This is a genomic window from Rhizobium sp. KNZ2-6A, assembly GCF_056755475.1.
The window spans coordinates 209,618-234,137 of sequence record NZ_JBNDIC010000002.1; the positions used below are offsets into that span (position 1 = coordinate 209,618).

Here is a 24,520-nt window from a genome sequence, read left to right on the forward strand (position 1 = left end):
ACGTAATTGAAGGCCAACGTAAGACAGCAAAAGAGGCCCCTCACCGGGGCCTCTGACATTTTGAACGTAAATCGTGACGGCAGCCGTCTCAGGCCTTGTATTTTTCCACGGCGCCCGGAAGCTTGTTCCACTCGGCGTACCAAGTGTTGAACAGCTTGAACTGTGCCTCGACATAGCCGCGCTGGCTGTCGTTCAAGACGTCGCTTTCGTTGAAATGCAGCTCATATTCCTTATCGCCCTTCAGCACCATCATATGCTTGAAGAAGAGAACCAGATCCGGACCTTCGTCGAAGGACGATAGGACGGCGAGCGCCTGCTCGAGCTCAAGCGCGCGCTGACGCGCATCGACATCACCCTTGGCTGCAGCCTGGGCGAGGTTGCAGAGATGAATGACTTCCTTCGGCAGGACGTTGCCGATGCCGGTAATGGCGCCGGTCGCGCCGCAATTGACGAAGCCATGGAAGACAGCCGTGTCGACGCCGATCATCAGCGACACATCATCGTCACGGCTGGTGATGTTTTCCGCGGCGTAGCGCATGTCGGCCGACCCACCGAATTCCTTGAAGCCGACGAGATTGGCATGCTCGGCGCGCAGTGCGAAGAAGAGGTCGGCGCGCGTTGCAAAACCATAGTAGGGGCTGTTGTAGATGACGGCCGGAAGATCGGGCGCTGCCGACAGGATCGCCTTGAAATGCGCCTTCTGGGCAGCGATCACCGAACCGCGCGACAGCACGCGGGGGATCACCATCAGCCCTTTGGCGCCGACCTTCTGCGCATGAGCGGCATGTGCGACGGCCGATGCCGTATTGATGGCGCCGGTGCCGACGATAACAGGCACGCCCGCCTTGGCCAGCCGCTCGACGCCTTCCATGCGTTGTGCATCGCTGAGAAGCGGCCAATCACCCATCGAGCCGCAATAGACGACCGCCGACATGCCCTCGGCGATCAATTGCTTGCCCTTGCGCACAAGCGCATCGAAATCGGGACTGCGATCGGCCTTGCACGGCGTCATCAAAGCGGGGATCACGCCGGAGAAAATGCTTGATACCATCTGTCTATCCTCTTGGGCTTGCGGATGGATCGGCAACCGGCCGCATCCGCCGCCGCGCCTCACCGTCTTTGCAGCATTAATATATCTTTGTATTTATTTTGTCGACAAGAAATATGCAGACTAGATCTGCACATCGAGGCGGTCTCCGCGCACCAGCAATTTCTGGATCTGGGTGACGATCTGTTCCGCGTGTTCGCGCGCCAGACGCTCGGCAAGCTCGACGTCGCGTGCCGCGACGGCGTCAATGATTTCGTGATGCTCCTCGACGAAGCGGCGCGGCAGGCGGTCATTGTAGGATTGATAGTAGAGGCGAAGGATGCGCCGGCCCTCGTTCAACAGACGCGAGAAAAGGCTGGTGAAATAGGGATTGCGGCCGGACTCGGCGATTGCGAGATGCAGCGCGGCGTTGGTGGAGATCATGGCGAGCGCATCCTGGGCCTCGACGGCGGCGGCGAAATCCGCCTGAAGCGCGCGCACGGCTTCCAGATCCTCTGGCCGATGATATTTCGCCGCAAGCTGCGTCGTCACTCGATACATGAGCACGAGCGCATCGAAATAGTTATGCATGTTGAGGAAATCGATCTGCGACACCATGGTCGAGCGGTTGGGCAGCGTATCGATCAGCCCCTCGCCCGCAAGCCGCACCAGCGCTTCGCGGATCGGCGTGCGCGACATGCCGAAACGTTCGGAAAGCTGCACCTCGTCGATGGGGCTGCCGGGCGGCAGCTCTAGGTCCAGAATCTCGTCCCGCAGGATATCATAGACCACCTTCACGCCGGAGCCGCGCTTGCGCTCGTTTCGGAGGCTCGTTTCATTATCCATGGCTGGCTGACCTCTTCTTTCTGCGTGAGAAATAAAGGGGCATGCCAGGTAAATCAACGGACCTTCCGGGCCGTACCGCCCGAAGATGAAAGAGATACAGCTAATGGCTAGCCTTAGGCGCGAAGCCGTCTGCGAGCGATGGCGGCGTGGCAGCCCTTCTCGTTTTCGAGGAAAACGGGAGCCTGCGGCTTCAGGAAACCGAGATTATGCGAACCGCCGTAGCCAATCCGCTCAAGTTCGTTGTGGAGCACGGCGCCCAGGCATCCAAATATCGAACCGAGCAATAGCTTGAGATCATGGTTAATGCTTCACTTAATTGAAGCTATATCAAGCTTTGCTTCCGCCATTCAGGCATGCTTGGCTGCGGCTCTCATCGTAGCGCGCATGGATATTTCGCTGGCAGCGCCGCCATATGTATCGCGACGCTGACTCGCCGCCAAGCCATCCATTGTCGTTATCTCCAGTTTTTCGATATTGCTCCCGCGTAACGACGGCGCCTGGCATAAAAGTGGCCTGATCCTGTGCGTGCGTCTCGCATGACTTCATGCTGGCTTGACTTCGGACCCTGGACGCCGCTGTAGCTAAAGAAGCCGCCAGCGCCCTGCCCGCCGATCAGGCGATGGTCTGCGCGTTGGCCGATGCGGCTCCGAGAGACGGCGCCCCTGAAGTCGGTGGAGTTGCCCGAGGATGCACCTCGGATGAGGAGAGGATGGAGTGGCGAAGGAGCCTTCCGTAAGCGATCGAGCGTACGTGGCCAGCCGACGACATCGCCCCATTCCTCTCGTAGGCCGGTCGCCATATAAAGAGGGAGCGAAAGACAAGGACCAACCCCTCTCAAGCGGAGCTCGGTTCTCATGGATTACTGATTTAGGAGAGAGGTGCGCCGCGTACCCGGTACTTTTCGCGGCTCGACGCAAGCTATCCTCCCAGTCATAAAAATCCCGTTAACCAAACTTGCTGTGGGAGACGCCACCTCATATATGGTCGACAGCTTGGCATGAGGCGAGAAGACGCAGGCGGATTTCTTTGCCGTCTCGTCAAAATCACTTCACAATCAATCCGTAATGGATTTGCACGCAGAGGAACGATTTCATGGAAGAACCCTGGACGACCGATCGCGAGCCGATCATTGCGACCGAGCTCGATGTCAAAAAGGCGGCCGCGATCAATGCGCTCCTGCTTCGCCCTATCGACATTCTGCCCATCAAAGCCGGCGACCCAATCCGTCCTTTCGCCCTCGGCCTTTGGAATGAAATCCGCCCCCTGCTGAAGCCCGACGTGCCGGTCATGTCACTTCGCCGCGCCACCAGCGCATTTCTTCATTCCAAGCGATATTACCAGGCCTGCGCGCAGCCGGGCTCGATGCGACACGATCTCGCCGGCAACCCCGTCGAACCGCTATCGGACGAAGACAGGCTTGCGGCACAGCAGCGCCTGATCACGCTTCGCCAGACGCAGACCAAGACAAGCCCTCATCATGAGGAACCAAGCCCGCCACCGCCGGCATTGAGCAAGGCCGAACTAATTCGGGCATCCCTTCTCGGCCGCAGCAAGCGCTCGGATCTCGCGCGCTGATGCCCCGGGCGGGGCCACCGCATCCTCGACGGCCTCCCGTTACTTCCTCGTAAATTTACCACGGCACCGCTCGCTTCTAATGCCATCCACCTGGATGCCGCTGAGCGCCGGAACTTGTCCATCGACCGGCGTAGTCCGCGGACTACGGATCCTTAGAGTGCAGCGCTCCCTTCTTCTCATCCCCACCTGCCATCGCGGCATCATAGAGTGAATGGCGGAAGTAGTCCGCGGACTACTTCCGCAGAAGGCTGCTCGGCGCCCGCCTCCGAACACGTCGTCAACGGTGCGCGCAGCAAGAGTATCGATGGGGAAAATATGGCCGCTCAAACTGAAAGACGTTCTGCGAATGCGCAAAAAGCAGCCAAAAACTGCCTTTTGTTTAAGCATTTGTAAAACGGCCACGAATCGGAGCATATTATAACTGCGTAGTTCAGCGGCATTCCGTCACAATTGCGCAGTTAATTGGGAAAACAACCATGCAGCCGAGTCTCGTGCTCCAAGACGATCAAGAGCATCTACCAACGCTTCTGGCAACAGATGCGCAAGAGCTGTCTTACCAGCTCCAGCAACATCAGGCAAAGCTCTTTCCGCCTCAGTCACAGAAAACTATGCGGATGTTTTCGCCGGCCGAAGCCGCCGCATTTATCGGCATCGGGGAAGGTTACCTCCGCCAGATCGCAGCCGAAGGCCATGGGCCAGATCCGCTTGCCAATGGGCGGCGGCTCTATACGGCCGAAGACATGGATCGGATCCGCAGGGTTCTCGACGAACGAAACGGGACGCCGAAATATGTGCCCTGGCGCCGAGGCGCCGAAAAGCTGCAGATTATCTCGGTGATGAATTTCAAGGGCGGTTCCGGCAAGACGACCACCGCAGCCCATCTCGCGCAATATCTGGCGTTGAGGGGCTACCGCGTACTTGCCATCGATCTCGACCCGCAAGCGTCCCTATCCGCATTGTTCGGGCACCAGCCCGAGATCGACGTCGGTGAAAACGAAACCCTCTATGGCGCGATCCGTTATGAAGGCCCTCGCCCGATTACCGATATCGTTCGCTCGACCTATACGCCAAATCTGCATCTGATCCCCGGAAATCTCGAGCTCATGGAATTCGAGCACGAGACGCCGCGCGCGATGGCGGCCGGCAGGGCCGAGACGATGTTCTTTGCCCGCATCGGCGAAGTCCTGACCGAGATCGAAAGTTTCTACGATGTGGTCGTCATCGATTGCCCGCCGCAACTCGGCTTTCTGACGATGTCGGCGCTCTGCGCCGCGACATCGATCCTCATTACGGTTCATCCGCAGATGCTCGACGTGATGTCCATGTCGCAGTTTCTGACGATGACCAGCGAACTCATGTCCGTTGTCGAGAGAGCAGGGGGACGCACCAGTTATGACTGGATGCGTTACCTCGTCACGCGCTTCGAGCCAAACGACGGACCGCAGAGCCAGATGACCGGTTTCATGAAGGCGATCTTCGGCAACCGCATGCTCCACAACGCGATGGTCAAGTCGACGGCCGTTGCCGATGCCGGCGTCACCAAGCAGACCCTCTATGAAGTCGAGCGTGCCCAGTTCACCAGGGGCACCTATGACCGCGCTCTGGATTCGCTCAATCTTGTCAACAGCGAGATCGAGACGCATATCCGCCTAACCTGGGGAAGGAAATAGATAGATGGCGCGCAAAAACCTTCTTGAAATCTCAGCGCCGAATACAAGCCGCCCGGAGACACCGGTCGCGAAGGATAATCGCCCGATCGCCGGCTTCCTGCCGCAGGCAAGAGGCTCCGCTCCGGTGGGCGGCATCACCAGGACGCTCGGAAATATCACCGAGAAGATGGAACGAGCCAGCGACCTCGAGCGGCAGCTGGCGGAAGGTCAGACGGTCGTCGATATCGATCCCGAGCTTGTCGACGGATCGTTCGTTACCGATCGCCTCGAAATAGATCCGATCGAGCTTGCTCAGCTTGTCGAGCAGATACGCGAACACGGCCAGCAAGTGCCGATCCTCGTGCGTCCGCACCCGGAATCCCGCGGGCGTTTTCAGGTCGCCTACGGCCATCGTCGACTGGCGGCGACGAAAGAGCTCGGCATCAAGGTGCGCGCCGTCGTGCGTCAGCTCACCGACGATCAGCTGGTGGTCAGCCAAGGCCAGGAGAATAGTGCCCGCACGAACCTATCCTATATCGAGCGCGCGCTGTTCGCCTTGCGCCTCGAGCAGCGCGGCTTCGGTCGTGATGTCATCATGGCCGCACTCGGCGTAGACAAGGCGGCTCTTTCGAAGATGCTCATCGTTACCAGACAGGTGCCTCTCGCTCTCATCAGCGCGATCGGCCCTGCCCCCGACATCGGCCGCAGGCGCTGGCTGGAGCTGGGAGAACGTCTCGAGAGCGTCGCCTCGGAACCGATCGTCACGGAGTTGTCCGCGGACAACTATCGCCTGCTGTCCAGTGACGAGCGTTTCCAGCAGGCAATGGTTCTTGCAATCGGCAAGCCCACATCCACCAAGGCGGCGGTTACGCCATCATCGATCGCCGGTGTTCCGGTGACGTTTAAGCGAACGCCGGCGCGCGCAACCTTTGTTTTCGACAGCAAGGTCGCGCCCGGTTTCGATCAGTTCGTACAGGAGAGACTGCAATCTCTCTTCAACGAGTTTCAGGAAGGAAAGGATACGTAACCCGCAAAAGAAAAAGGCCCCCAAACGACGCCGTCGTGGAAGCCCTTCTCTGATCTTAAGCAAATCGAGAATCGCATTTCCCCGAATCACAGTCAAGAGTCTTTGGCATCGTTTTGGTGAGCAGATTTCTTTTGCCACAACGTAGGTGAAAGAAAATGGAAGCCGAACATGTGACGACGCCTTTTGGGCGGCGGCCGATGACGCTTGCCATGTTGATAGCTCAAAGAAGAGCCGATCATGGGAAGTCCATCAGGTCCGTCGACAAATGGAAGATTTATCGTGCGCTCTGCGAAGCCAAGCCTATGTTGGGCGTAACGGATCGAGCGCTGGCCGTACTGAATGCGCTCTTGAGCTTCTATCCGAAGAATGAACTCTCGGATGATGCCAACCTGATCGTATTTCCCTCGAACGCACAATTATCGCTGCGCGCCCATGGCATGGCGGAACAGACAATCCGCCGCCACCTCGCCGTGCTGATCGCCGCCGGGCTGCTTATCCGCAGGGATAGCCCCAACGGCAAGCGCTATGCTCGTCGGAGCAGGGCAGGGGCCCTCAATGAAGCCTATGGCTTCTCCCTGGCGCCTCTTTTATCCCGCGCCGACGAAATCGAGCATCTCGCGGCCGAGGTCGTTGCCGAACGATTGCGGATGCAGGGCCTGCGGGAACGCATCAGCCTCCACCGGCGTGATATCGCCAAACTCATCGAAACCGCCATTGCCGAGAATATTGAGGGTCCCTGGGAAGCCGTTCATTCGGGCTTTCGCGCGCTCATCGATGACCTTCCGCGTTCGCCCAATATGGTGCAGCTGGAAACGCTGCTGGAGACGCTCGGCCGCCTGCGCGATGAAATCGTCAACCGATTGGAAATGCATGCAGAAACTACGAAACTAAGCGCCAATCCCTATCAAAATGAGCGGCACATACAGAATTCAGACTCCGAATCCCAAATTGAATCTGAAGCCGTGTCCACCGAAAACGCCTGCCCAGGAAGCTCCGCTCCGCGGACAACTCCAGTTCTCGTCAACACTCCCCCAGCTTCTGAAGCTCGAGCACCGGTGTCTTCTACGCCTGACAACAGCCACCCGGAGACCAGCACGGGAAGAGAGTTGAAGTCCTTCCCGCTCGACCTCATTTTACGAGCATGCCCGGAAATTACCGGCTACGGCCCGATAGGACAGATCAAGAGCTGGCGCGATCTGCTCGCTGCTTCGCTCATCGTCAAATCGATGCTCGATATTAGTCCGGGAGCTTACGGGGAGGCCTGTGCCGCCATGGGCGCGGAAAATGCCGCAACCGTTATCGCCTGCATCCTTCAACGTAGCTCCCACATCAATTCCGCCGGCGCCTATCTTCGCGATCTGACGCGACGCACGGAGAAAGGAGAGTTTGCCATCGGTCCCATGCTCATGAGCCTTCTGCGGGCGAATATGGCCCCAGCCATGCGGAAGATCGCTTAGCATGTCCCGTAAACGGCACTGAGGCTCTGATGTTCGGTTTCAGTTGGCACCACGACGAATTAGCTCTGGCGTCGCGTGTAGTTCAGAATATCTCGACGCCTCCGCAGCGAGCGATAATTTACTCTGTATCGGATCACTCAGGTGGAGGACATCGCAGCCATGAGTATGGAGCCGGAAAGGGTGGACATTTGCCGGCAAAAAGGGCATAAAAACACGGAAATCTGCTGGCAGTAAGGGTATCTCCTTTCGCGAATTCGATCGTTTCGACTGAATTTCATCACTTGCTAGCAGATTGATTTCATTGAAGTAAATCTGCCGTCGGAAGCTATGTCGGCCTTTCGTACCGCTACGGCCTTCTCACCTGTAGCGACGGAATAGGCTGTTCGTCAGCATGCCCAATCGTTTCAGAACAGGACGGAGCAGCCCCATGCCCGTGGCCTCCGATCCCGTACCAGATTTCCGCACTTGCTGTTACGCTGACGTCATTGCTGATCGCAAATAGGTATCGGCCGCGGCGGAGGTGCCGGATGATCGTTCTTGTATTGGGTGATGATCGGCTCCAGGGTTTCCTTCGGCCAAAACTTCGGAGCGCCGATCTCCTTCAGGCAGGACTGGCTCCAATACAATCCGGACTGCGCGGGAGAGCGCCCGGCTGCAACGGCCTTGGCGACCGCCTTGATGTCCGAGGATTCCGGATAGATGTAGAGGGTCGTCGGATTGTCCTTCACCATGGAGATGATCTGATTGGCATCCGATGCCGACCAGCTCGTGCAGCCGTCGCTGCGGCCGCCGGCATATTCCACCAGCTTTCCGAGCGGAACGTATCCGTCGCGATTGGCATAAGGGCTCTGCGGATCCTTCTTCATGCAGATGCCGGCGACCTTTGCAGCCGCATGGCCGCCGATCGCCCGGGCGCGTGCATTGGCGGCTTCGCCAACGCCGTCGAACTGCACGAAGGTGCGAAGGAAAGCGGCATCCTTGGTCTGGGAAACCCGATAGTAACCCTTGAAGGTCGTTTTCGTTTCTTCCGTCACATAGGAGCCACCGGCCGTCAGGTTCGAATCCATCGCATTGCCGAAGTTCTTGGCACACATCCGGCCGTTGCCGAAGTCGACGACGCCCTTGAGATCGCGGCCGCTGCCGTGGCCCGATGAAACCACACGGAACGTCTGTGTCGCCTCGCAGACGATGTAGAAACGGCCCGCGGACTTGCCGTCAGCCGGAACGTTCGGGCGGGTTGCATCCATCGCGAAATAGCAGGGGTTCCTGATCGTGCCTTCGCTTATCTTCTGCATGTAGAGCGCACGTGCCCTTTGCAAAATCGGTCGGGCAATCTGACCGTCGCCTTCGCCGACATAGGCATTCAGCCACACCGGAAGATCTGACTGACGCTCAGCAGCAAGAGATTGCGATGTCGAAGGGATGATGATGGTAAGAGAGCAAAGGCTGAGCATCTGGGCGACGCTTCGAAGGGCATATCTCAACCGCACGAAATTAAATCTCCTGTCAAATATTCCGGATCTTTATGCGACGCTGCCGGCAACGGCGATTTTGGCAGTCCGCCTGCCCACACAAGCCCGGCTGCCATGTACTCGGATCCAGAAATCATAATTGTGCGCTGCTTTGCTGAACGACGAGCTAACGGAGATGGAAAATCACGGCCGTCGCAGAAAGATTATTCGCCCGCCCTTCATTTCCTCGTCCGCTCCGCGTCAGCATTCTTCACCGATCGCGGCGCAAATATGGCCGAGTTGTATCGGACGGAGTGCATTGAAAATTCCAGGACTGGGATCGGGCAATTCTCCGAAATCGAGCGGATAATAGCTGATGCTGGGCGTAGACTTTAGCCTGTCACCCAAGGGTCAATATCCGCCGATGGTCAATCGACAAATTCAACGACCACGCCCGGCTTCACCATCCTTGCCAGCTCTTCCACATCCCAGTTTGTCAGGCGGACGCATCCATGGGAGCCGACTTTGCCGATGAGGTCTGGCTGCGGCGTTCCGTGGATGCCGTAAGTGGGTTCTGTCAAATCGATCCAGACTGTGCCGACGGGATTGTTCGGCCCGCTTGGCAGCTTCAGGATCCTCTTGTTGTGACCTTGCTGAAAGTTGATCTTCGGATTGTAGGTGTATGGCGGCAGTCGAGCGACACCCTTGACCTTGTGTATGCCGGAAGGGGAGGGCGATTCCTCGCTGCCGATAGTGGCAGGATAAACCGCCAATAACGACCCATCTTCCGCAAAAGCGAACACCTGGCTCAACTTCCTGTGAATCTCGATCCGCTTCACCACGCCGGTCTTTACCTCGCCAGGCATCGCAACCATGATTGTTTCTCCGGGGACGAAAGACGCTGCCGGATTGAGCGCTTTCAGGAGAGCGATGTTCATATGGAAACGTTCGGCTAATTTTTCGCCGATGCTCGTATAGCCGAGACGATCCATCTTGGCTTGCTCGGCATAGTCTTTGGGAATGCTCTTCACCAGATCCTTCCCGTCGTCCGCTGTTATGGCATACGCCTGAATGGCGGGAGCCTGATCCTCAAGCCGCCCGAGCACCGCTGGATCGAGCTTTCCATCGACGGGAAGCCGTTGCAAAGCTTCAAATCCCGCGATTGCTTTGCTGAGGTTCTCTCCGGCGTAACCATCGATAGCCCCAGGAGAAGAGCCGGCTCGATCCAGCAGGACCTGGAGTTTGACGATCGCCGCATCAGGTTTCTTCGGCTTCTCGACCGGCACTTCCGTTTGTATGGACGCCACCGCAGCGCCATTGACATCCTGAGCGGCTATGGGAGCGGCGACAGCCGGGCCTGAGAATATCAAAGCGATAGAGATCGCAAGACAGCGCAGCGTATTGATCATGACTTGAAAATCATCATCCGCGCAAGTTGTTCCGTCGGCTTAAAGATGGATCTGAAAAGCTGATTTCGACGAGGGGCGCGTCGAGGTCATGCCGCCGGTTTTCGCGAGCTGCTTTCCGCTCGTCCGGCGATGGAGTTCCGTGACTGGGAAACATCTCCATCTGTTTACTGCTGAACATCCATTGCAAAATCAGAAATAGAGCCTATATTGGCTTCATCGACCATTGCTTGTGACGTCGCTCGAGAGCCTTCGCGTTCTTCCTCGGATTCCCTCTCAAATAATCGATCTAATCCCGCAAGGTATCGCGGGAGCAACAACGATTGCTTCGAAAGGAAATCGTTATGAATACTGGTACAGTTAAGTGGTTTAATGCCACGAAGGGCTTCGGCTTCATTCAACCCGACAATGGCAGCACGGACGTCTTCGTTCATGTGTCGGCCGTTGAGCGCGCTGGTATGCGCTCGCTCAGTGACGGTCAGAAAATCCGTTACGATATTGTGCAGGATCGCAAGTCCGGCAAGAGTTCGGCCGATAATCTTCAGGCTGCTTGAATTTGTCATTCGCTAGCGCTGACCACGGATGTACTGGCAGCGAAGGTAAATGGTGCTGAGAGGTCGGGGTAATGCCCGGCCTTTTATTTTGCCCAAAGGAGAACGATATGCAAAGGTGGCATTATCGGATCGGCGACACAATCCTATTGAAGACTGGCGTTCTCGGAAGTTCCGGTCCTTCGGGACGCGGTCGAATTCTCTCATGTCTGCCCGAGGCCCAGGGCACTGCACAATATCGTGTTCAGTTCGAAGCCGAGACTTTCGAACGCCGCATACTCCAGGTTGACATTGACGTTGCGGCATCGGCGTCACCGACACAGGAAACGCGTTCCATGCCAGAGGGGAAGCTCTCCAGCTGGGTCAATTCGAGCGCAATCTGCATCAGAAAACGCTAACCGAAGGAGCAATCTTGCTAGTAGATGTAAGAGACAACAACGTCGACCAGGCACTTCGTGTCTTAAAGAAGAAAATGCAGCGGGAAGGCCTATTTCGAGAAATGAAGGCTCGCAGCGCTTATGAGAAACCCTCTGAGAAACGCGCGAGAGAGAAAGCCGATGCCATCCGCCGGAGCCGCAAGCTGGCCCGCAAACAGGCACAGCGAGAGGGCCTTCTTCCTGCGTCCAAAAAGAAGACAATTGGAAGTGCGCGCTGAGCGTCCCGCTCTTGGTAACTCCCTGCGCACGCAGTGGACCCTTCACTCGGGAGATAAACCATGACTGCCACAAAAGACCAGTTTTTCAAATCGGGTAAGACCACGGCCGAAACGAAGTTGGCGCAGACCGATGCCAACGCGCGGAACATCCTGGACGCTGAAGCTGCCGTCAGGGACAAGAAGACGGAGAGACTTCGTGCGCTTCGTCTAGCCCAGACTGTGGTGGAGGCGCCGGAAAAGACCGGTCGCCCCAGATCGAGTTCTGCAAGAGGCCGCAAGGCGTAGGAGCCATGAGCGCTGCCTTTGACGACCACTATGAGGATCGCAAGCGGCAAAGCGTCGACGGAGTTCCGAAAGTGAGATCCGCGCTTTTGGGCTGGGCACCGACGGAGGCGGAATCGATCGAGACCCAGTCAAGATCGACCTCCTGTGCTAACGCTTCGAACAGATCATCGATGGCGCGCTTCGACTTGTTCGAAGCATCATATCAACGAGCTGTCATTGCATATCAAGGTATTCTGCGATCGCCGTCGCTGCCAAAGATCAGACTGGCAGCGCCGATCAGACCGGCATGTCGTCCAAGCTGTGCGGCAACAATCGGCACCTCGCGATAGGCCGGCATGGCGCGCTCGCGCACCATGGCCACCATCTGATCATGCAGAAGGTCGAAGCCATGCGAAATTCCTCCGCCCATGACGAGCACGTCAGGGGAATAGAGGTGGAGTAGGTTGGTGAAACCGATCCCCAGCCACCGCGCCTCGATATCAAGCAATTCCAGGGCCGCCGCGTCGCCTTTTCGCGAGGCCTCGACGACATGCCGCCCGCTGACGTCGTCGTTGTTCGACAGCGTCCGCAGCATCGAGCCGTCGGACGGGCGGGTGCGCGCGGTCGCCCGTCTGCCAAGTGCCGTTCCCGAGGCGACGGCTTCAAAGCAGCCGATTGCGCCACAAAAACAGCGCTCACCTTCATTGGTGATCGTCATATGGCCGATCTCCGCGGCCAGACCGCGTCTGCCATGCAGAATCCGGCCATCGGCAATCACGCCGCCGCCGATACCCGTCGATACGGTGACGAACACCATCGACCCTGCACCGCGACCGGCACCGTATCGCCATTCGCCGAGGGCAGCCGCGTTCGCATCGTTTTCGAGCCGTACCGGCAGCTGGAAGCGGCTGGAGAGAATGTCCGCCAGAGGAACCTCGTGCCATCCGACCAGGGTCGGCGCCGCAATGACGATACCGGCTTCCGGATCGAGCGGGCCAGGTGCGCCGATGCCGATCCCGACCGGGGAAAGATCAGGCGTTTGCGCCAGCACCGTGGCTGCCAGAAGCTCGATCTGCTGGATGACGGCCGCAGGCCCTCCGACCGCATGCGTCGACACCGCCGAAAACGACAGAAGGCATCCCTCGTCATCGACAAGTGCGGCCCGCAGCTCCGTTCCCCCGAGATCGAATGCAAGAGCGACCTTTTTCACGAAATACGGCTCTCCAATCCATGCAGCCAGGCGATCCGGTCGCCGAGGTTCTTGTCGCCGAATGCCAGCGATCCGAGAACGACCGTCTGCGCGCCGGCCGCGCGCAGAAGCGGCACGGTCTGCTCGCGAATGCCGCCATCGGCGGCGAGTATGATCTGATCCTCGCGGCCTGCCTTTTTGAGGAGCGAACGCGCCTCGATCAGCCGGTCGCATGCTTTTTCGGAAAGGCTTTGTCCCTTGACGCCGATCGAGGTGCCAAGCAGCGTCACGAATGCGACATGATCGATGAAAGGCTCGATCGCCGAAACGGGCGTTTCGAGCCGCAGCACCACGCCGGCTTCAGCCCCCAGCTTCTTGGCAAGCGCAATGGCGCGCAAGCCGGCAGCGCCGTTTTCGGCATGGACGCTGATCAGATCGGCGCCCGCCTCTATGAATTGGCGCGTCTGCTCCTCGACGATTTCTGCCTCGACCATGAGATGGACATGGATGGGCTTTGCCGTGGACTTGGCGATGCGCGCGACAAAATCCGGAAAGAACAGGAATCCCGGCGTAAAGCGGGCATCGGCGACGTCGATGTGATGCAGGTCGACATAGGGTTCTATGCGCTTGAGGTCGGTCTCCATATTGGCAAGATCGGCCGACCAGAGCGAGAATTCGCCCAGAAGCCGGTTGCGGGGAAGAGCTGCAATGGCAGCCCGGCCGGAAAGGGGTTTGGACGTCATGATGGAACGAGGCTCCGGATTGTTTTGGATGCAAGGAAATGCGCGATCGCGGCCTGGACTTCGGCAAAATGCCGCTGCTTGTCGCTTGCCTTGGGGGTGACTTCGACGAATTCTGCGCCCGGCATGATGCTGGCGAGTGTCTGCGCGCAGGCGAGCGGATGGATCGCGTCCTGCCGGTTGCCGATGACGAGTGTGGGGACGGCAAGGGCGGCGGCTGCGGCCTGCGATACATTAGGCCCGTCAGCGGCGATGTCGGCCAGCACCGATGCGAAAGCAATGGCGTCCGGCCGGTCGAAATAGCCGAGCAGGGAAGCGAAATTGTCGGGGGCGTTCACCTGAATGTCCCGGCCGATCTCGGAACCGGCAAATAGATCGCGGGCCTTCTCGATCGGATGCGATCGGATCAAGGCTGCTATCTCCCGGATCGGCGCCAGGTTGTCCGGTGCCGCTTCGAAAGTCCAGGCGGGGCGTACGAGAATGAGCGCGGTGACGCGGCTCGGATGATGATGGGCGAGATGCAGGGCAAGGGCAGCGCCCATCGAAATGCCTCCGACGACGGGACGTTCGAGCCCGCGTTCGGCGGCGGCAGCCATGATATCCTCGGCAAACATCTTGATGGAAAAGGGTCGCGCACTGCCGAGCGACGACATTCCATGTCCACGGCATTCAACCGTGATCCGCCGCGTTTCTCCTATCTCGGGGAAAGTCTGCGCAACTTGAGCCTCGTCGCCGCCCAAGCCATGCTGAAAGAGCACCGGTAATCCCTGTCCACTGTCGAAGACGGCGAGATTTGCATCGTCGCGCGCATGAAATGCCGTTGCGTCCACTAAATCAGCTCCTGCAGAAAGCGGGCAACCTCAGGGGCCTCCGTTGCCGATAGGCCATGGGTGACAAGCGCGCCATCGAAGCCGGTCGATCTCAGCCGGGCGATGAAATCGGGGAAATCGACGACACCCCGACCGGCGGTCGCAAACCGTCCGTCGGCATAACGATCTTTGGCGTGCGCCATTGCGATGTGCCCGGCCGCGGTCTCGACTGCCCGTTCGACAACAGCCTGCGCCTCGAATGGTGTTGCCTTTTCGAAAAGATTGGCCGGATCCAGGACGATGCGCAGTCGCGCCGACCCCATCTCGGCGATCAGCCGCTTGGCATCTATAGCCGAGGTGACGATGTTGGCCTGTTCAGGTTCGATACCGAGATCGACCCCATGCTTTTCCGCCAGCACCAAGGCCTTCGACATTTCCGTCGCCATGTCGGCCCAGGCAGAAGAGTCGGCATTGCCGGGATGATAGGCCCATTGGTCGTTGGCGTCTCGCGTGCCCGTGCAAAGCGTGACGAGCGGAATGGAGAGTGCCGCCGCGGTCTCGATCACCACGGCGAGCTGGCGCAGCCCCGTTTGCCGCACTGTCATATCGGGATGGGCCATATTGTAGGTTCCGGATAGTGCGACCAGAGACACTTCAGTCGCCTCCGCCGCTTTGCGGATCGCGGCCGTAACGGCGTCCGGTACCGAGTCGGGCATGGATGGCAACCCGCAGCAGGCGAGGTTGAATTGGGTGATGGCATAGCCGCTGTCGCGCACCGCCGACAGCACGCTCAACGGATCGGTTCCCGAAAAGGTTTTCGCAAAGATTCCGAGCTGCATCAAACCGCTCCCGACACGGATGCCAGCTCGACGCGCTGACCAGTCTCCACCGACCGAGCGATTGCGACCATTGCGCGGATGGAAGCGATGCCGTCCTCGACATCGGCGCCGCGCATGGGAGCGCCGTTTAGAACCGTGTCGGCCAGCCCTTCAAGCTGGCGGCGGAAGAAATGACCGTCGGCGCCGAGTGGCTTTCGGCTGGTTGCATCCTTCTCGTGGAAGATCTCGACCTCGCTTGCGCGGAAATACCAGGGATTGAAGGTCTTCGCGAGCACGGAGCCGTTCTCGCCATAGAGTTGGAAGCCTTCGTGCCAATCCATGCGGACAGCCACCGTCAGGTCGAGATGGCCGAGGGCACCATTGGCAAATTCGGTTTCCACAAACCAGCAATAGGCGCCGGCACGTTCCAATAAGCGGGCGCGAACCGCGACGATCTCACCGCAGAAGAAGCGGGCGGTGTCGACCAGATGCGAGCCATGCGCCAGCATGAAATATTGCTTTAGGTCGGCCTTGGGATTGCCTGATGGTTTGCGCGCAAGCTTGCTGGTGACCGGAAGCGGTTGCACGGCATCGGTATTGGTATAGCGGTGGGTGGAGTCGCAATACCACGCCTTCATCGCGAAGATCTGGCCTATATCGTCGCGCACGAAATCGCGCGCTGCTTCAAGCGCCGGATCGAAGCGCTTCATATGCCCGACCTGCAGGATCTTGCCGGAGCGCTTGACGGCATCGGCAAGCTGCTGTCCCTCCTCGACGGACACGCCGATCGGCTTTTCGCAGAGCACATGCTTGCCGGCCTCGAGCGCCTTGATCGACATGGGCACATGATAGGCGTCGGACGTCGCGACGATCACGGCCTCCAGTTCGGGGTCAGCCAGCATGGCGTCATAGTCGCTGAACATCTTATGCGGCTCGTAGGTCGCGCCCATGCGCGCCAGCAGATCGGGGGCGGCGTCGCAGATCGCGTAGAGATCGGCATTCCCCGCCTTCACGCAGGATTCCAGATGCGCGAACTGCGCGATCGGTCCGCATCCGAGCACCCCGACGCGAAGACGGCGATTTTCCTTCTTGATCATGGTCTGCTTCCTCATGCCCCGTAGGCGCGCATCCTCGCGCGGTTAGCCTTGAGCGCTGCGGCGGGATCGGCCGCCGCTGTCTCGGATTCCTCTTCCAGCACCAGCCAGCCGTTGAAGCGTGGGGCGGCGGAGACGAGGTCGATCACGGCTGGCATATCGAGAATGCCCCTGCCGAGCATCGCCCATCGGTCGCTCATGATTTCCCTCCCAGGAAAGACTGGCATCCTCCATACTTCCGCGCCAGAATTCGCACATGTTTCATAAAAATTTATCGCGCGTCAAGAAATAAGATGCTTTAACTCAACCGTGAGCCATGGTTCGGATTGCGTCGAGGCGCGGCGAGCCCATAAGGTGCGTCAGGAGCCGTGGCGGCTTGGCATTCCTTCGGGGGACATGCGAACTAGACGGGTCGCCGGCTCCATTTCAAGCCGATTGCCGCATGACCAATGTCCCATCCAGGGTGACCTTGTGTGTGATCGACTGAACCGGCTCATCCATGTCGCCCAGCAGCGTCAGCAACGCATTGACACTGTTTGCGGTCATCGCGGCGAAATCCTGTGCCATCGTCGTCAGCGGTGGGCAGGTGTAGCGGCTCAGGGGATGGTCGTCATGGGCAGCGACACGCAGATCGTCACCCTTTTTTCGCCCGACCTTCAGCCGGTGCCCGAAGGCGGCCGACATAACGCCGAAGGCGAGACGGTCATTGGCACACAGGATGGTTTTGCGTGGCAGAGCTTTTGCCTGGAGCAGGCTGTCCATCTGCTCGTATCCGATGCGCTCGAACTCCCATGTGTAGGCGGCGTCGGTCTCGATCACCAGCGGCTCCAAGCCCGCGGCTTCCATCGTGGCGATATAGCTTGCCAGCCTCTCCGGTGAGTTATGATTGACATGCGGAATATCGAAATAGGCCGGCGCTTCCCCGGATCGGCAGAGATATTCCACGATCGTCGCCACGCTCTGGTAGTTGTTGTTGCCGATGAACGGCGTATTCCCTTCGATATAACTATCGAAGTAAACGATGGGCAGGTTCTGCGCGAGTTTTTCAAAGGTACGCGGATCGGATTTCCGTCCCAGCGGCGCGACAAGCGCCCCGGCTACCTTCAATGACAACATTGTGTTGACCGCTTCGGCTTCCAGTTCCGGCAATCCATGCGACGAGAACACGATCGGCCAATAGCCCTCGTTGCGTAGCCGCAATTCCAGCCGATTGACCATCTCGGCATAAAAGGGATCGGTGAGGGCAGGAACCAGGATGCCGACATTGCGGGTCCTCTTCCGATTGAGGTTCCGCGCATAAAGATTCGGCTGGTAATCCGATGAGCGAAGTGCCGCCTCGATCAGCGCGCGCGTCGTCGGTTTCACACTGGTCGGATCATCAAAATACTTGGAAAGGGTCGGGCGAGAGACGCCGCAGGACTTCGCGAAGTCCTCCATTGTCCTATGCGTCATTTTTTCCATCAAGAGCCGGCCGCTTTTCCAATCATCTCGATCCAGCAGAGCGGTTCAGCTTTTCCATGGAATCTCTGAACCGCTCCATCTTTTTGTTATCGAGCAATTCCAGGAAAACCGCTGCGCACTTTTCCTGGAATTGCTCTTGTGATCGTTATGCGTCTCCAGGGAAAGACGCGCAACCGGAGACGCAAATTCCAGGCAATTTCTTTTCGCTTTCATGTCATGATAAAAAATGGCACGCGGAAATTTATTAATTACCGTGTCAAGCCAAACGAGGAAAGATCGCGCACATAGGGCACATCGGCTTTGACCGGTAGTCGACGCCGATATCACAATTCGCGTGCGATACTACTGAATGCTGAAGGGAAAGTATTTGGCGTTGATCATGTCATAGGTCCCGTCCGCCTTGATGGACTTCAGCGCCGCATTCAAGCGTGCAAGCCGCTCGCTATCATCCAACCGCACCGCGATCCCAGAACCGTCGCCGAAATATGTGACGTCAACCAGATCAGGTCCCCTGAACTCGCAGCAGCTTCCCGCCTTCGTGTTCGCAATCCAGTCGTAGATGGCGAGTTTATCTTCCAAAATAACGTCAACGCTTCCATCCGACAGCCCCTTGTACAATTCGGGTGAGGACCGAAAGACCGTCTTGCGCGTTTGCGGATAAAGGTGGTTGGCAAAGGATTCCTGGGCTGTTGACGAGGTTACACCAAGGTTCTTGCCGCCAAGGGCGGCGGGGCTCACGTCTTTGATCGGCGAATCTTTTCGCACGATGAATACCGTCGGGCTGTTGTAGTATCTTTCGGTGAAGGCAACCTTCTGGCGCCGCTCGGCGCTCATCGACATCGATGAGATAATGGCGTCGTATTTCCCGGCGATGAGATCGGGGATCATATCATCCCACTTCTCGATGATGAATTGGCATTCGAACTTACCAATCTCGCAGACGGTGTTGGCAATATCGATGTCAAAGCCTTGAAGCTTATTATTGGCATCGAGGTAGTTAAAAGGTGGAAACGCGCCTTCGACGGCAATTCGCATCGGCGTGCGCTCTTGTGCAGCCACTTGAAAAGGCAGTGTTGCGGTCAGGACGAGACCTACGCCGCCCGCCAATAACGTTCTACGCAATATAGTCTTAACCGATAGGCGCGACATAGTAGAAGGTCCTCAATAAGTGGTTGATCGCGCACATAATACGCAGTTGTTTTTAATTCTACGTGAACGGTTCTTTGTTAGACCTGATCTAGCCGTGGTTTTGATTTGATGATGACGCCCTAGTCTAGTGCGTGTTCGGGGATCTGCGCTTGCACATTATCCGTTCCTCCAACCCGAAGTCGTTTCAACAGTCCTGGATAACTTCCGGGAGGATTCTGTTTCTGATCGCCGCCAGCGGCCTGGGAGCGATAGGGCTTGTCGTGCTTTCGGCGCTGTGGGCGGGAACCGAAAGTGACGCCGCTGCTCTTGATAGACAGCGGGTGCTCGTCAATGCGCGCCTGCGAGAGCAGGTCGATCAGGTTGCACGTGTCATCGGACAGGTCGGTAATGGTTACATTGCCGCAAATCGCGCCTATCCGGCCTCCGGCACATCCACGGCTTCCCCTGCCTTCAATACTGTTTTGACGACGGCAGCCGGGAGTGCGGTCAGCCAGACTGCAACATCCGTCTTTGGCTATGACCGGGCTTTCGTCGTGGACGAACATGGCGAACTGGTCATGATGGCGAATGGTGAAACGGAAAAGCGCTATCAGTGGATGAAGCCTCTTCTTTTGCCTCTTCTTCGCGAGGCTGGCGTCGCCGCACACCAAGACGCAGCAGTCACCGCACATCTGCCCGGGCTGCCGGGCAATCCTGCCGGAAGCTCGGTGCTAGTTCATCGCGGATTGGCCAGCTTGCTGCGCCTGGAAGGTCGACCGACGATCGTCGGCATCGCGGCCGTCAAGGAGCCGCATGAGAGACAGGGGCAGTCATTGTGGCAATTCCTTATCGTCGTGCGGTTCCTCGATGGAGCTGCGCTGGACGAATTGAGCCGCGAACAAGGGTTGAATGGCGCGCGCTTCGCCCGCACCGCCGATGCGGAGGGTGACGAAGTTGCATTTCAGATCGACGATACCACAAACGGCGAACCGATCGGCTTTATCGTATGGCGACCCGACCTTCCGGGATCAAGGGTAATCGGCAGGCTGATGCCGGCGCTTTCGATTGCCGCCTTGATGATGGCGCTTCTCTTCGCGATCCTGCTTCTCCGCCTGCGAAGCAGTCTCGGTGAATTGAAGAAAAGCGAGTTCCATGCCAGACAACTTGCTCTCCACGATGTGCTTACAGATCTGCCTAATCGTGCAATGTTTGCGATCAGGTTCGATGAGTGCCTGGCCGAACTGGAAAACTCTTCCGAGCGATCGGCAATAGCACTTCTTGACCTCGACCGGTTCAAAACCGTGAACGACACGTTCGGTCATGCCGCCGGCGACGAACTCATCAGGATGGCGGCGGGGCGGATCCGTTCGCTCCTTCGTTCACGCGATACTCTCGCCCGGCTCGGGGGGGATGAATTTGCCTTGCTTCTGCGTGACGTCAAAGACCACGATCAAACGCTGCCGGGAATTTGCGAAGCGATTGTTGCCGAGCTCAGCAAGCCTTTCCCCCTCATGAAGGGCGAGGCCGTTGCCAGGGTTGGTTGCTCGATCGGCGTGGCAATCGTGCCCGATGCCGGGCGCAATGCGGATGATATCATGCGTTATGCCGATGCCGCGCTGTATGAGGCAAAGATAAGCGGCAGGGGGCGGTGGCTCGTTTATTCGCCCTCCATGGACGGAGGCAGGAATGCGCGCGACATTCTGAAGAACGAATTACGTGAGGTCTTGGCTAAAGTCGGCGTCTTATCCGGGGGTAGTGAAGCGCGCGAGCTATCCGCCGACCGAGCCGACTTCGGGTCGCTGGAAGTCTATTACCAACCGGTGTATCGGGCGGGCAAGGGATATTCCGTGTCGGGTGCCGAGGCCCTCGTGCGCTGGAACCACAGCGAGCGTGGGCTGTTGACGCCTGCGAGCTTCATCCCGGCAGCCGAGGAAGGCGGCCTTATCGACGCACTTGGATTCTGGGTCTTGCGCGAAGCCTGCAAAGCCGCCTGCAACTGGCCCGAAAACACATTTGTTGCCGTCAACGTGTCTCCTTCTCAGCTAAGGCGACCCAATTTTGTCGAGGAAGTAAGTACCGTTCTTCAGGAGACCGGGCTACCGCCATCCCGACTTGAGCTCGAGCTTACCGAAACCTCGCTCATCGAGGATTATGCGGACATCTATGCGGTGCTGAAATCTCTGCGCGGCCAAGGCGTTCAAATTTCCCTCGATGATTTCGGAACCGGCTATTCCTGCCTCAGCCATTTGACGCGCTTTGACATCGATCGGATCAAGATTGATCGCTCGTTCGTCTCGCTCCTCGGCACAAAAGCCAATGGAGCAGCCATCGTCGGCGCAATCATCTCGCTGAGCAACAGTCTCGGTATTTCGACAACGGCGGAAGGGGTCGAGACGGAATATCAGCGCGACTTTCTGGCGGCCCTGGGCTGTACGGACCTCCAAGGCTATCTGTTCTCCAAGCCGATTCCTCTTCACGAACTCGATTGTTTCGAGAAGCCTCAGAGCAATGAAAAATTACTCGCGACCAGCTGAGAGATGATCCGCTTTTCCTGTCGTTCCTAGCTTGGCTTGTAGCCGTGACGCGAAAAGAAGCGGTCAAGCTCCCGTTGCTGCGGAATCTGTCCGGTATAGATCGCGATATATTCCGGAATTCGCTTCATGCGCAGGGCGATGTCTTCCCTGGATTGCATCGAGATATAGCCGATCTGAACGAGATAGGTCGTCCGCGCACGAACGTCGGCGGAAACGGCGTCACAGCCGAAGCGGGTGAACATTCGCGACAGCGCTTCCATGCGTTTCTGGTCGGCGCGGCGAACTTCCTCGAGAATGTCCGTGGACTGCAAGGCCCAGCTGCGCACGGCAAACTCGAACTGAGAATCGAACAAGTCCTTGTTGAGCCAGCAGTCGAAGACGTTGAACATCGCCTCTACGAGCGACTCCGCATATGCCTCGGACTGCCTGACCAAATTCCCGGTATTCTTGTCCCGCCACTTGCTGACCAAGGCGCCCAGAAGCTCTTCGCGATCCTTGAAAAACCAATAGAAGCTGGTGCGCGAGAGCTTGAGCTTCTTCGCCAGCGGCTGGATCTTTACCGAATCCACTCCGGAATCGATCAGCGAGGAGTAGGCCGCCTCCAGCCAACCTTCCTGAGACCCCCGCCATCCGTTGTCGTTTACACTCTGGTCCATGATCTATTTCCTACCAAACTCCGGCAGTCTCAACAAGGAAAATGTACATTAGTGTCTAAATGGAAGACGCTTATGTTTTCCTGATTGACACAAGTGTACATTTCCATTTAGCCTCGACGATGTTTCCAATCTGGAGCACGGCGCATGTCGAACGATCCCCTTCTTCAGCCCTTTAAATTAAAGCACCTGACGCTGCGCAACCGCATCATCGTGACGTCTCACGAACCGGCGTACCCCGAAGATGGCATGCCGAAGGAACGCTATCGCGCCTATACGGTGGAACGAGCCAAGGGCGGTGTTGCGCTGACGATGACGGCCGGGTCGGCCGCCGTCTCGCGGGATAGTCCTCCGGTTTTCAACAACCTACTTGCCTATAAGGATGAGATCGTTCCTTGGGTCCGCGAGATGACCGACGCGGTTCACGAACACGGCTCCGCCATCATGATCCAGCTTACGCATCTCGGCCGCCGCACGCGCTGGGACAAGGGCGATTGGCTGCCCATCGTGTCGCCGTCCCACCACCGCGAAGCCTCGCACAGGGCGTTTCCGAAGAAGATCGAAGACTGGGATATCGAGCGCATCATCAAGGACTTTGCCGACGCTGCCGAACGCATGAAGGCCGGCGGTATGGACGGTATCGAACTGGAGGCCTACGGACATCTGATAGACCAGTTCGTCTCGCCGCTGACCAACGAACTCGATGGTCCCTATGGCGGCTCGCTTGAGAACCGCATGCGCTTCTGTCTCGACGTCTTCACGGCGATACGCAAGCGGGTAGGGGACGATTTTATTCTCGGCGTTCGATATACCGCAGACGAACGCCTTCCCGGCGGCACCGGCAAAGAGGAAGGCATCGAGATTTCGAAGCGGCTGCGCGACAGCGGCCTGATCGACTATCTCAACGTCATCCGCGGCCATATCGACACCGATCCGGGTCTCACCGACGTCATCCCCATCCAGGGCATGGCGAATTCCCCGCATCTCGATTTCGCCGGCGATATCCGTGCCGCGACGAACTTTCCGACGTTCCACGCAGCCAAGATCCCGGACGTGGCGACCGCCCGCCATGCGATCGCGGCGGGCAAGGTCGACATGGTCGGCATGACCCGCGCCCACATGACGGACCCGCATATCGTTCGCAAGATCATCGAAAAACGCGAAGACGACATCCGTCCCTGCGTCGGTGCCAATTACTGTCTCGATCGTATCTATCAGGGCGGCCTTGCCTTCTGTATTCACAACGCGGCGACCGGGCGCGAGCAGACGATGCCGCACATCGTCAAGAAGGCCGAAGTTCGCAAGAAGATCGTGATCGTAGGCGCGGGACCGGCGGGGCTTGAGGCGGCGCGCGTATCGGCCGAGCGCGGCCATGACGTCGTCGTGTTCGAAGCCGCGAACAATGCCGGCGGTCAGATCCGTCTGACGGCGCAGAGCGAGCGCCGCCGCGAGATGATCAGCATCATCGACTGGCGGATGAGCCAATGCGAGAAGCTCGGCGTCACTTTCCACTTCAACACCTGGGCGGAAGCCGAGGCTATTACCGCCGAAAAACCCGATGTCGTCATCATAGCCACCGGCGGTTTGCCGCACACCGACGTTCTTACCAAGGGCAACGAGCTCGTGGTTTCGTCCTGGGACATCATCTCGGGCGACGTGAAGCCGGGCACCAACGTACTCGTCTTCGATGACGCCGGCGATCATGCCGGCCTGCAGGCGGCCGAATTCCTCGCGAAAGCGGGTGCCAAGGTCGAGATCATGACGCCGGACCGGTCATTCGCGCCGGAGGTCATGGCGATGAACCTAGTTCCTTACATGCGTTCGCTGCAGCAATTGGACGTCACGTTCACGGTGACGTTCCGGCTTGAATCGGCGGAGAAGAGCGGCAACCAGATCATCGCGAGGGTCGGAAGCGACTACGGCGGCGTCGCCAAGGAGAGGGTCGTTGATCAGATCGTGGTCAATCATGGCACGATCTCGCTCGACGAACTGTATTTCGACCTCAAACCGCTCTCCCGGAACCTGGGCGAGACCTCATACGACCAGCTTCTCGCAGGCGAACCGCAGTCCGTTGTCCGTAACGAGGAAGGTCGGTTCCAGCTCTTCCGGATCGGCGATGCGGTCGCCGCGCGCAACACCCATGCCGCGATCTATGACGGCCTCAGGATCGCCAAGGATCTTTGACG

The 24,520-nt window shown here is 58.3% G+C and carries 22 protein-coding genes and 1 pseudogene; 9 read left to right on the forward strand and 14 right to left on the reverse strand.

Translation table 11 applies throughout. The features are described 5' to 3' along the window. Positions 1-88 precede the first annotated feature (88 nt). The 3 genes from ACPYOP_RS02490 to ACPYOP_RS02500 all read right to left on the reverse strand — a co-directional run bounded on the left by ACPYOP_RS02490 (position 89) and on the right by ACPYOP_RS02500 (position 2,124). The gene (locus ACPYOP_RS02490) at positions 89-1,051 is read right to left on the reverse strand and encodes a dihydrodipicolinate synthase family protein (RefSeq protein WP_481408803.1); all 963 of its coding nucleotides are present in this window, start codon (positions 1,049-1,051) and stop codon (positions 89-91) included. Between the two features lie 120 nt (positions 1,052-1,171). Further along, positions 1,172-1,873, reverse strand: a complete 702-nt coding sequence (locus ACPYOP_RS02495; RefSeq protein ID WP_481408804.1) for a GntR family transcriptional regulator — start codon at positions 1,871-1,873, stop codon at positions 1,172-1,174. 113 nt (positions 1,874-1,986) lie between these two features. Continuing rightward, positions 1,987-2,124, reverse strand: a complete 138-nt coding sequence (locus tag ACPYOP_RS02500) for a hypothetical protein (protein ID WP_481408805.1) — start codon at positions 2,122-2,124, stop codon at positions 1,987-1,989. An 841-nt stretch (positions 2,125-2,965) separates the two neighbouring features. Between ACPYOP_RS02500 and ACPYOP_RS02505 the strand changes: the two genes are divergently transcribed. The 4 genes from ACPYOP_RS02505 (at position 2,966) to repC (ending at position 7,581) form a co-directional block, all read left to right on the forward strand. Beyond that, a complete protein-coding gene (locus tag ACPYOP_RS02505; RefSeq protein WP_481408806.1) occupies positions 2,966-3,448 on the forward strand; it encodes a ProQ/FINO family protein in 483 nt (160 codons plus the stop codon). A 476-nt stretch (positions 3,449-3,924) separates the two neighbouring features. After that, the gene (gene repA, locus ACPYOP_RS02510) at positions 3,925-5,118 is read left to right on the forward strand and encodes a plasmid partitioning protein RepA (RefSeq protein ID WP_481408807.1); all 1,194 of its coding nucleotides are present in this window, start codon (positions 3,925-3,927) and stop codon (positions 5,116-5,118) included. Positions 5,119-5,122: 4 nt separating this feature from the next. Then, positions 5,123-6,124, forward strand: coding sequence for a plasmid partitioning protein RepB (repB, locus tag ACPYOP_RS02515; protein WP_481408808.1), 1,002 nt, complete (start codon positions 5,123-5,125; stop codon positions 6,122-6,124). A 155-nt stretch (positions 6,125-6,279) separates the two neighbouring features. Then, a complete protein-coding gene (repC, locus tag ACPYOP_RS02520; RefSeq protein ID WP_481408809.1) occupies positions 6,280-7,581 on the forward strand; it encodes a plasmid replication protein RepC in 1,302 nt (433 codons plus the stop codon). Between the two features lie 482 nt (positions 7,582-8,063). Here the strand turns inward: repC and ACPYOP_RS02525 are convergent, their stop codons facing one another. Both ACPYOP_RS02525 and ACPYOP_RS02530 read right to left on the reverse strand, forming a co-directional pair. Further along, complete coding sequence (locus ACPYOP_RS02525) at positions 8,064-9,071, reverse strand: hypothetical protein (protein WP_481408810.1); 1,008 nt, start codon at positions 9,069-9,071, stop codon at positions 8,064-8,066. A 389-nt stretch (positions 9,072-9,460) separates the two neighbouring features. Beyond that, positions 9,461-10,441: a L,D-transpeptidase family protein gene (locus ACPYOP_RS02530; protein WP_481408811.1), complete on the reverse strand. Its 981-nt coding sequence runs from the start codon at positions 10,439-10,441 to the stop codon at positions 9,461-9,463. Between the two features lie 341 nt (positions 10,442-10,782). Here ACPYOP_RS02530 and ACPYOP_RS02535 point away from each other — a divergent pair, with 341 nt between their 5' ends. The 3 genes from ACPYOP_RS02535 (at position 10,783) to ACPYOP_RS02545 (ending at position 11,929) form a co-directional block, all read left to right on the forward strand. Continuing rightward, complete coding sequence (locus ACPYOP_RS02535) at positions 10,783-10,992, forward strand: cold-shock protein (protein WP_481408812.1); 210 nt, start codon at positions 10,783-10,785, stop codon at positions 10,990-10,992. A gap of 409 nt (positions 10,993-11,401) precedes the next feature. Next, positions 11,402-11,644, forward strand: coding sequence for a 30S ribosomal protein S21 (gene rpsU, locus ACPYOP_RS02540; RefSeq protein WP_481408813.1), 243 nt, complete (start codon positions 11,402-11,404; stop codon positions 11,642-11,644). Positions 11,645-11,704: 60 nt separating this feature from the next. Then, positions 11,705-11,929, forward strand: a complete 225-nt coding sequence (locus ACPYOP_RS02545) for a hypothetical protein (protein ID WP_481408814.1) — start codon at positions 11,705-11,707, stop codon at positions 11,927-11,929. Positions 11,930-12,152: 223 nt separating this feature from the next. Here ACPYOP_RS02545 and ACPYOP_RS02550 read toward each other — a convergent pair whose 3' ends face one another. The 8 genes and pseudogenes from ACPYOP_RS02550 to ACPYOP_RS02585 form a co-directional block, all read right to left on the reverse strand. Next, positions 12,153-13,118, reverse strand: coding sequence for an ROK family protein (locus ACPYOP_RS02550; protein ID WP_481408815.1), 966 nt, complete (start codon positions 13,116-13,118; stop codon positions 12,153-12,155). After that, entirely contained in the window at positions 13,115-13,840 is a 726-nt protein-coding gene (locus ACPYOP_RS02555; protein WP_481408816.1) for a ribulose-phosphate 3-epimerase, read from the reverse strand. Before ACPYOP_RS02555 ends, ACPYOP_RS02550 begins: the two co-directional genes overlap by 4 nt. Continuing rightward, positions 13,837-14,667, reverse strand: coding sequence for an alpha/beta fold hydrolase (locus tag ACPYOP_RS02560; protein ID WP_481408817.1), 831 nt, complete (start codon positions 14,665-14,667; stop codon positions 13,837-13,839). The genes ACPYOP_RS02555 and ACPYOP_RS02560 overlap by 4 nt, the downstream gene beginning before the upstream one ends. After that, positions 14,667-15,485, reverse strand: a complete 819-nt coding sequence (locus tag ACPYOP_RS02565; RefSeq protein WP_481408818.1) for a sugar phosphate isomerase/epimerase family protein — start codon at positions 15,483-15,485, stop codon at positions 14,667-14,669. The genes ACPYOP_RS02560 and ACPYOP_RS02565 overlap by 1 nt, the downstream gene beginning before the upstream one ends. Further along, complete coding sequence (locus tag ACPYOP_RS02570) at positions 15,485-16,561, reverse strand: Gfo/Idh/MocA family protein (protein ID WP_481408819.1); 1,077 nt, start codon at positions 16,559-16,561, stop codon at positions 15,485-15,487. The genes ACPYOP_RS02565 and ACPYOP_RS02570 overlap by 1 nt, the downstream gene beginning before the upstream one ends. An 11-nt stretch (positions 16,562-16,572) precedes the next feature. After that, positions 16,573-16,746 (reverse strand): annotated as a pseudogene (locus tag ACPYOP_RS02575) (sugar phosphate isomerase/epimerase); the annotation flags it as partial. A 238-nt stretch (positions 16,747-16,984) separates the two neighbouring features. Continuing rightward, positions 16,985-18,019 (reverse strand): LacI family DNA-binding transcriptional regulator, encoded by a 1,035-nt coding sequence (locus ACPYOP_RS02580; protein WP_481408820.1) that lies wholly within the window; start codon positions 18,017-18,019, stop codon positions 16,985-16,987. Positions 18,020-18,361: 342 nt separating this feature from the next. Then, positions 18,362-19,168: a transporter substrate-binding domain-containing protein gene (locus ACPYOP_RS02585; RefSeq protein WP_481408821.1), complete on the reverse strand. Its 807-nt coding sequence runs from the start codon at positions 19,166-19,168 to the stop codon at positions 18,362-18,364. 149 nt (positions 19,169-19,317) lie between these two features. On the opposite strand from ACPYOP_RS02585, the gene ACPYOP_RS02590 reads away from it, so the two are divergent. Beyond that, entirely contained in the window at positions 19,318-21,681 is a 2,364-nt protein-coding gene (locus ACPYOP_RS02590; RefSeq protein ID WP_481408822.1) for a putative bifunctional diguanylate cyclase/phosphodiesterase, read from the forward strand. 26 nt (positions 21,682-21,707) lie between these two features. On the opposite strand, the gene ACPYOP_RS02595 is transcribed toward ACPYOP_RS02590, so the two are convergent. Then, positions 21,708-22,337, reverse strand: a complete 630-nt coding sequence (locus ACPYOP_RS02595; RefSeq protein ID WP_481408823.1) for a TetR/AcrR family transcriptional regulator — start codon at positions 22,335-22,337, stop codon at positions 21,708-21,710. A 144-nt stretch (positions 22,338-22,481) separates the two neighbouring features. Here ACPYOP_RS02595 and ACPYOP_RS02600 point away from each other — a divergent pair, with 144 nt between their 5' ends. After that, positions 22,482-24,518 (forward strand): oxidoreductase, encoded by a 2,037-nt coding sequence (locus ACPYOP_RS02600; RefSeq protein WP_481408824.1) that lies wholly within the window; start codon positions 22,482-22,484, stop codon positions 24,516-24,518. Positions 24,519-24,520 lie beyond the last annotated feature (2 nt).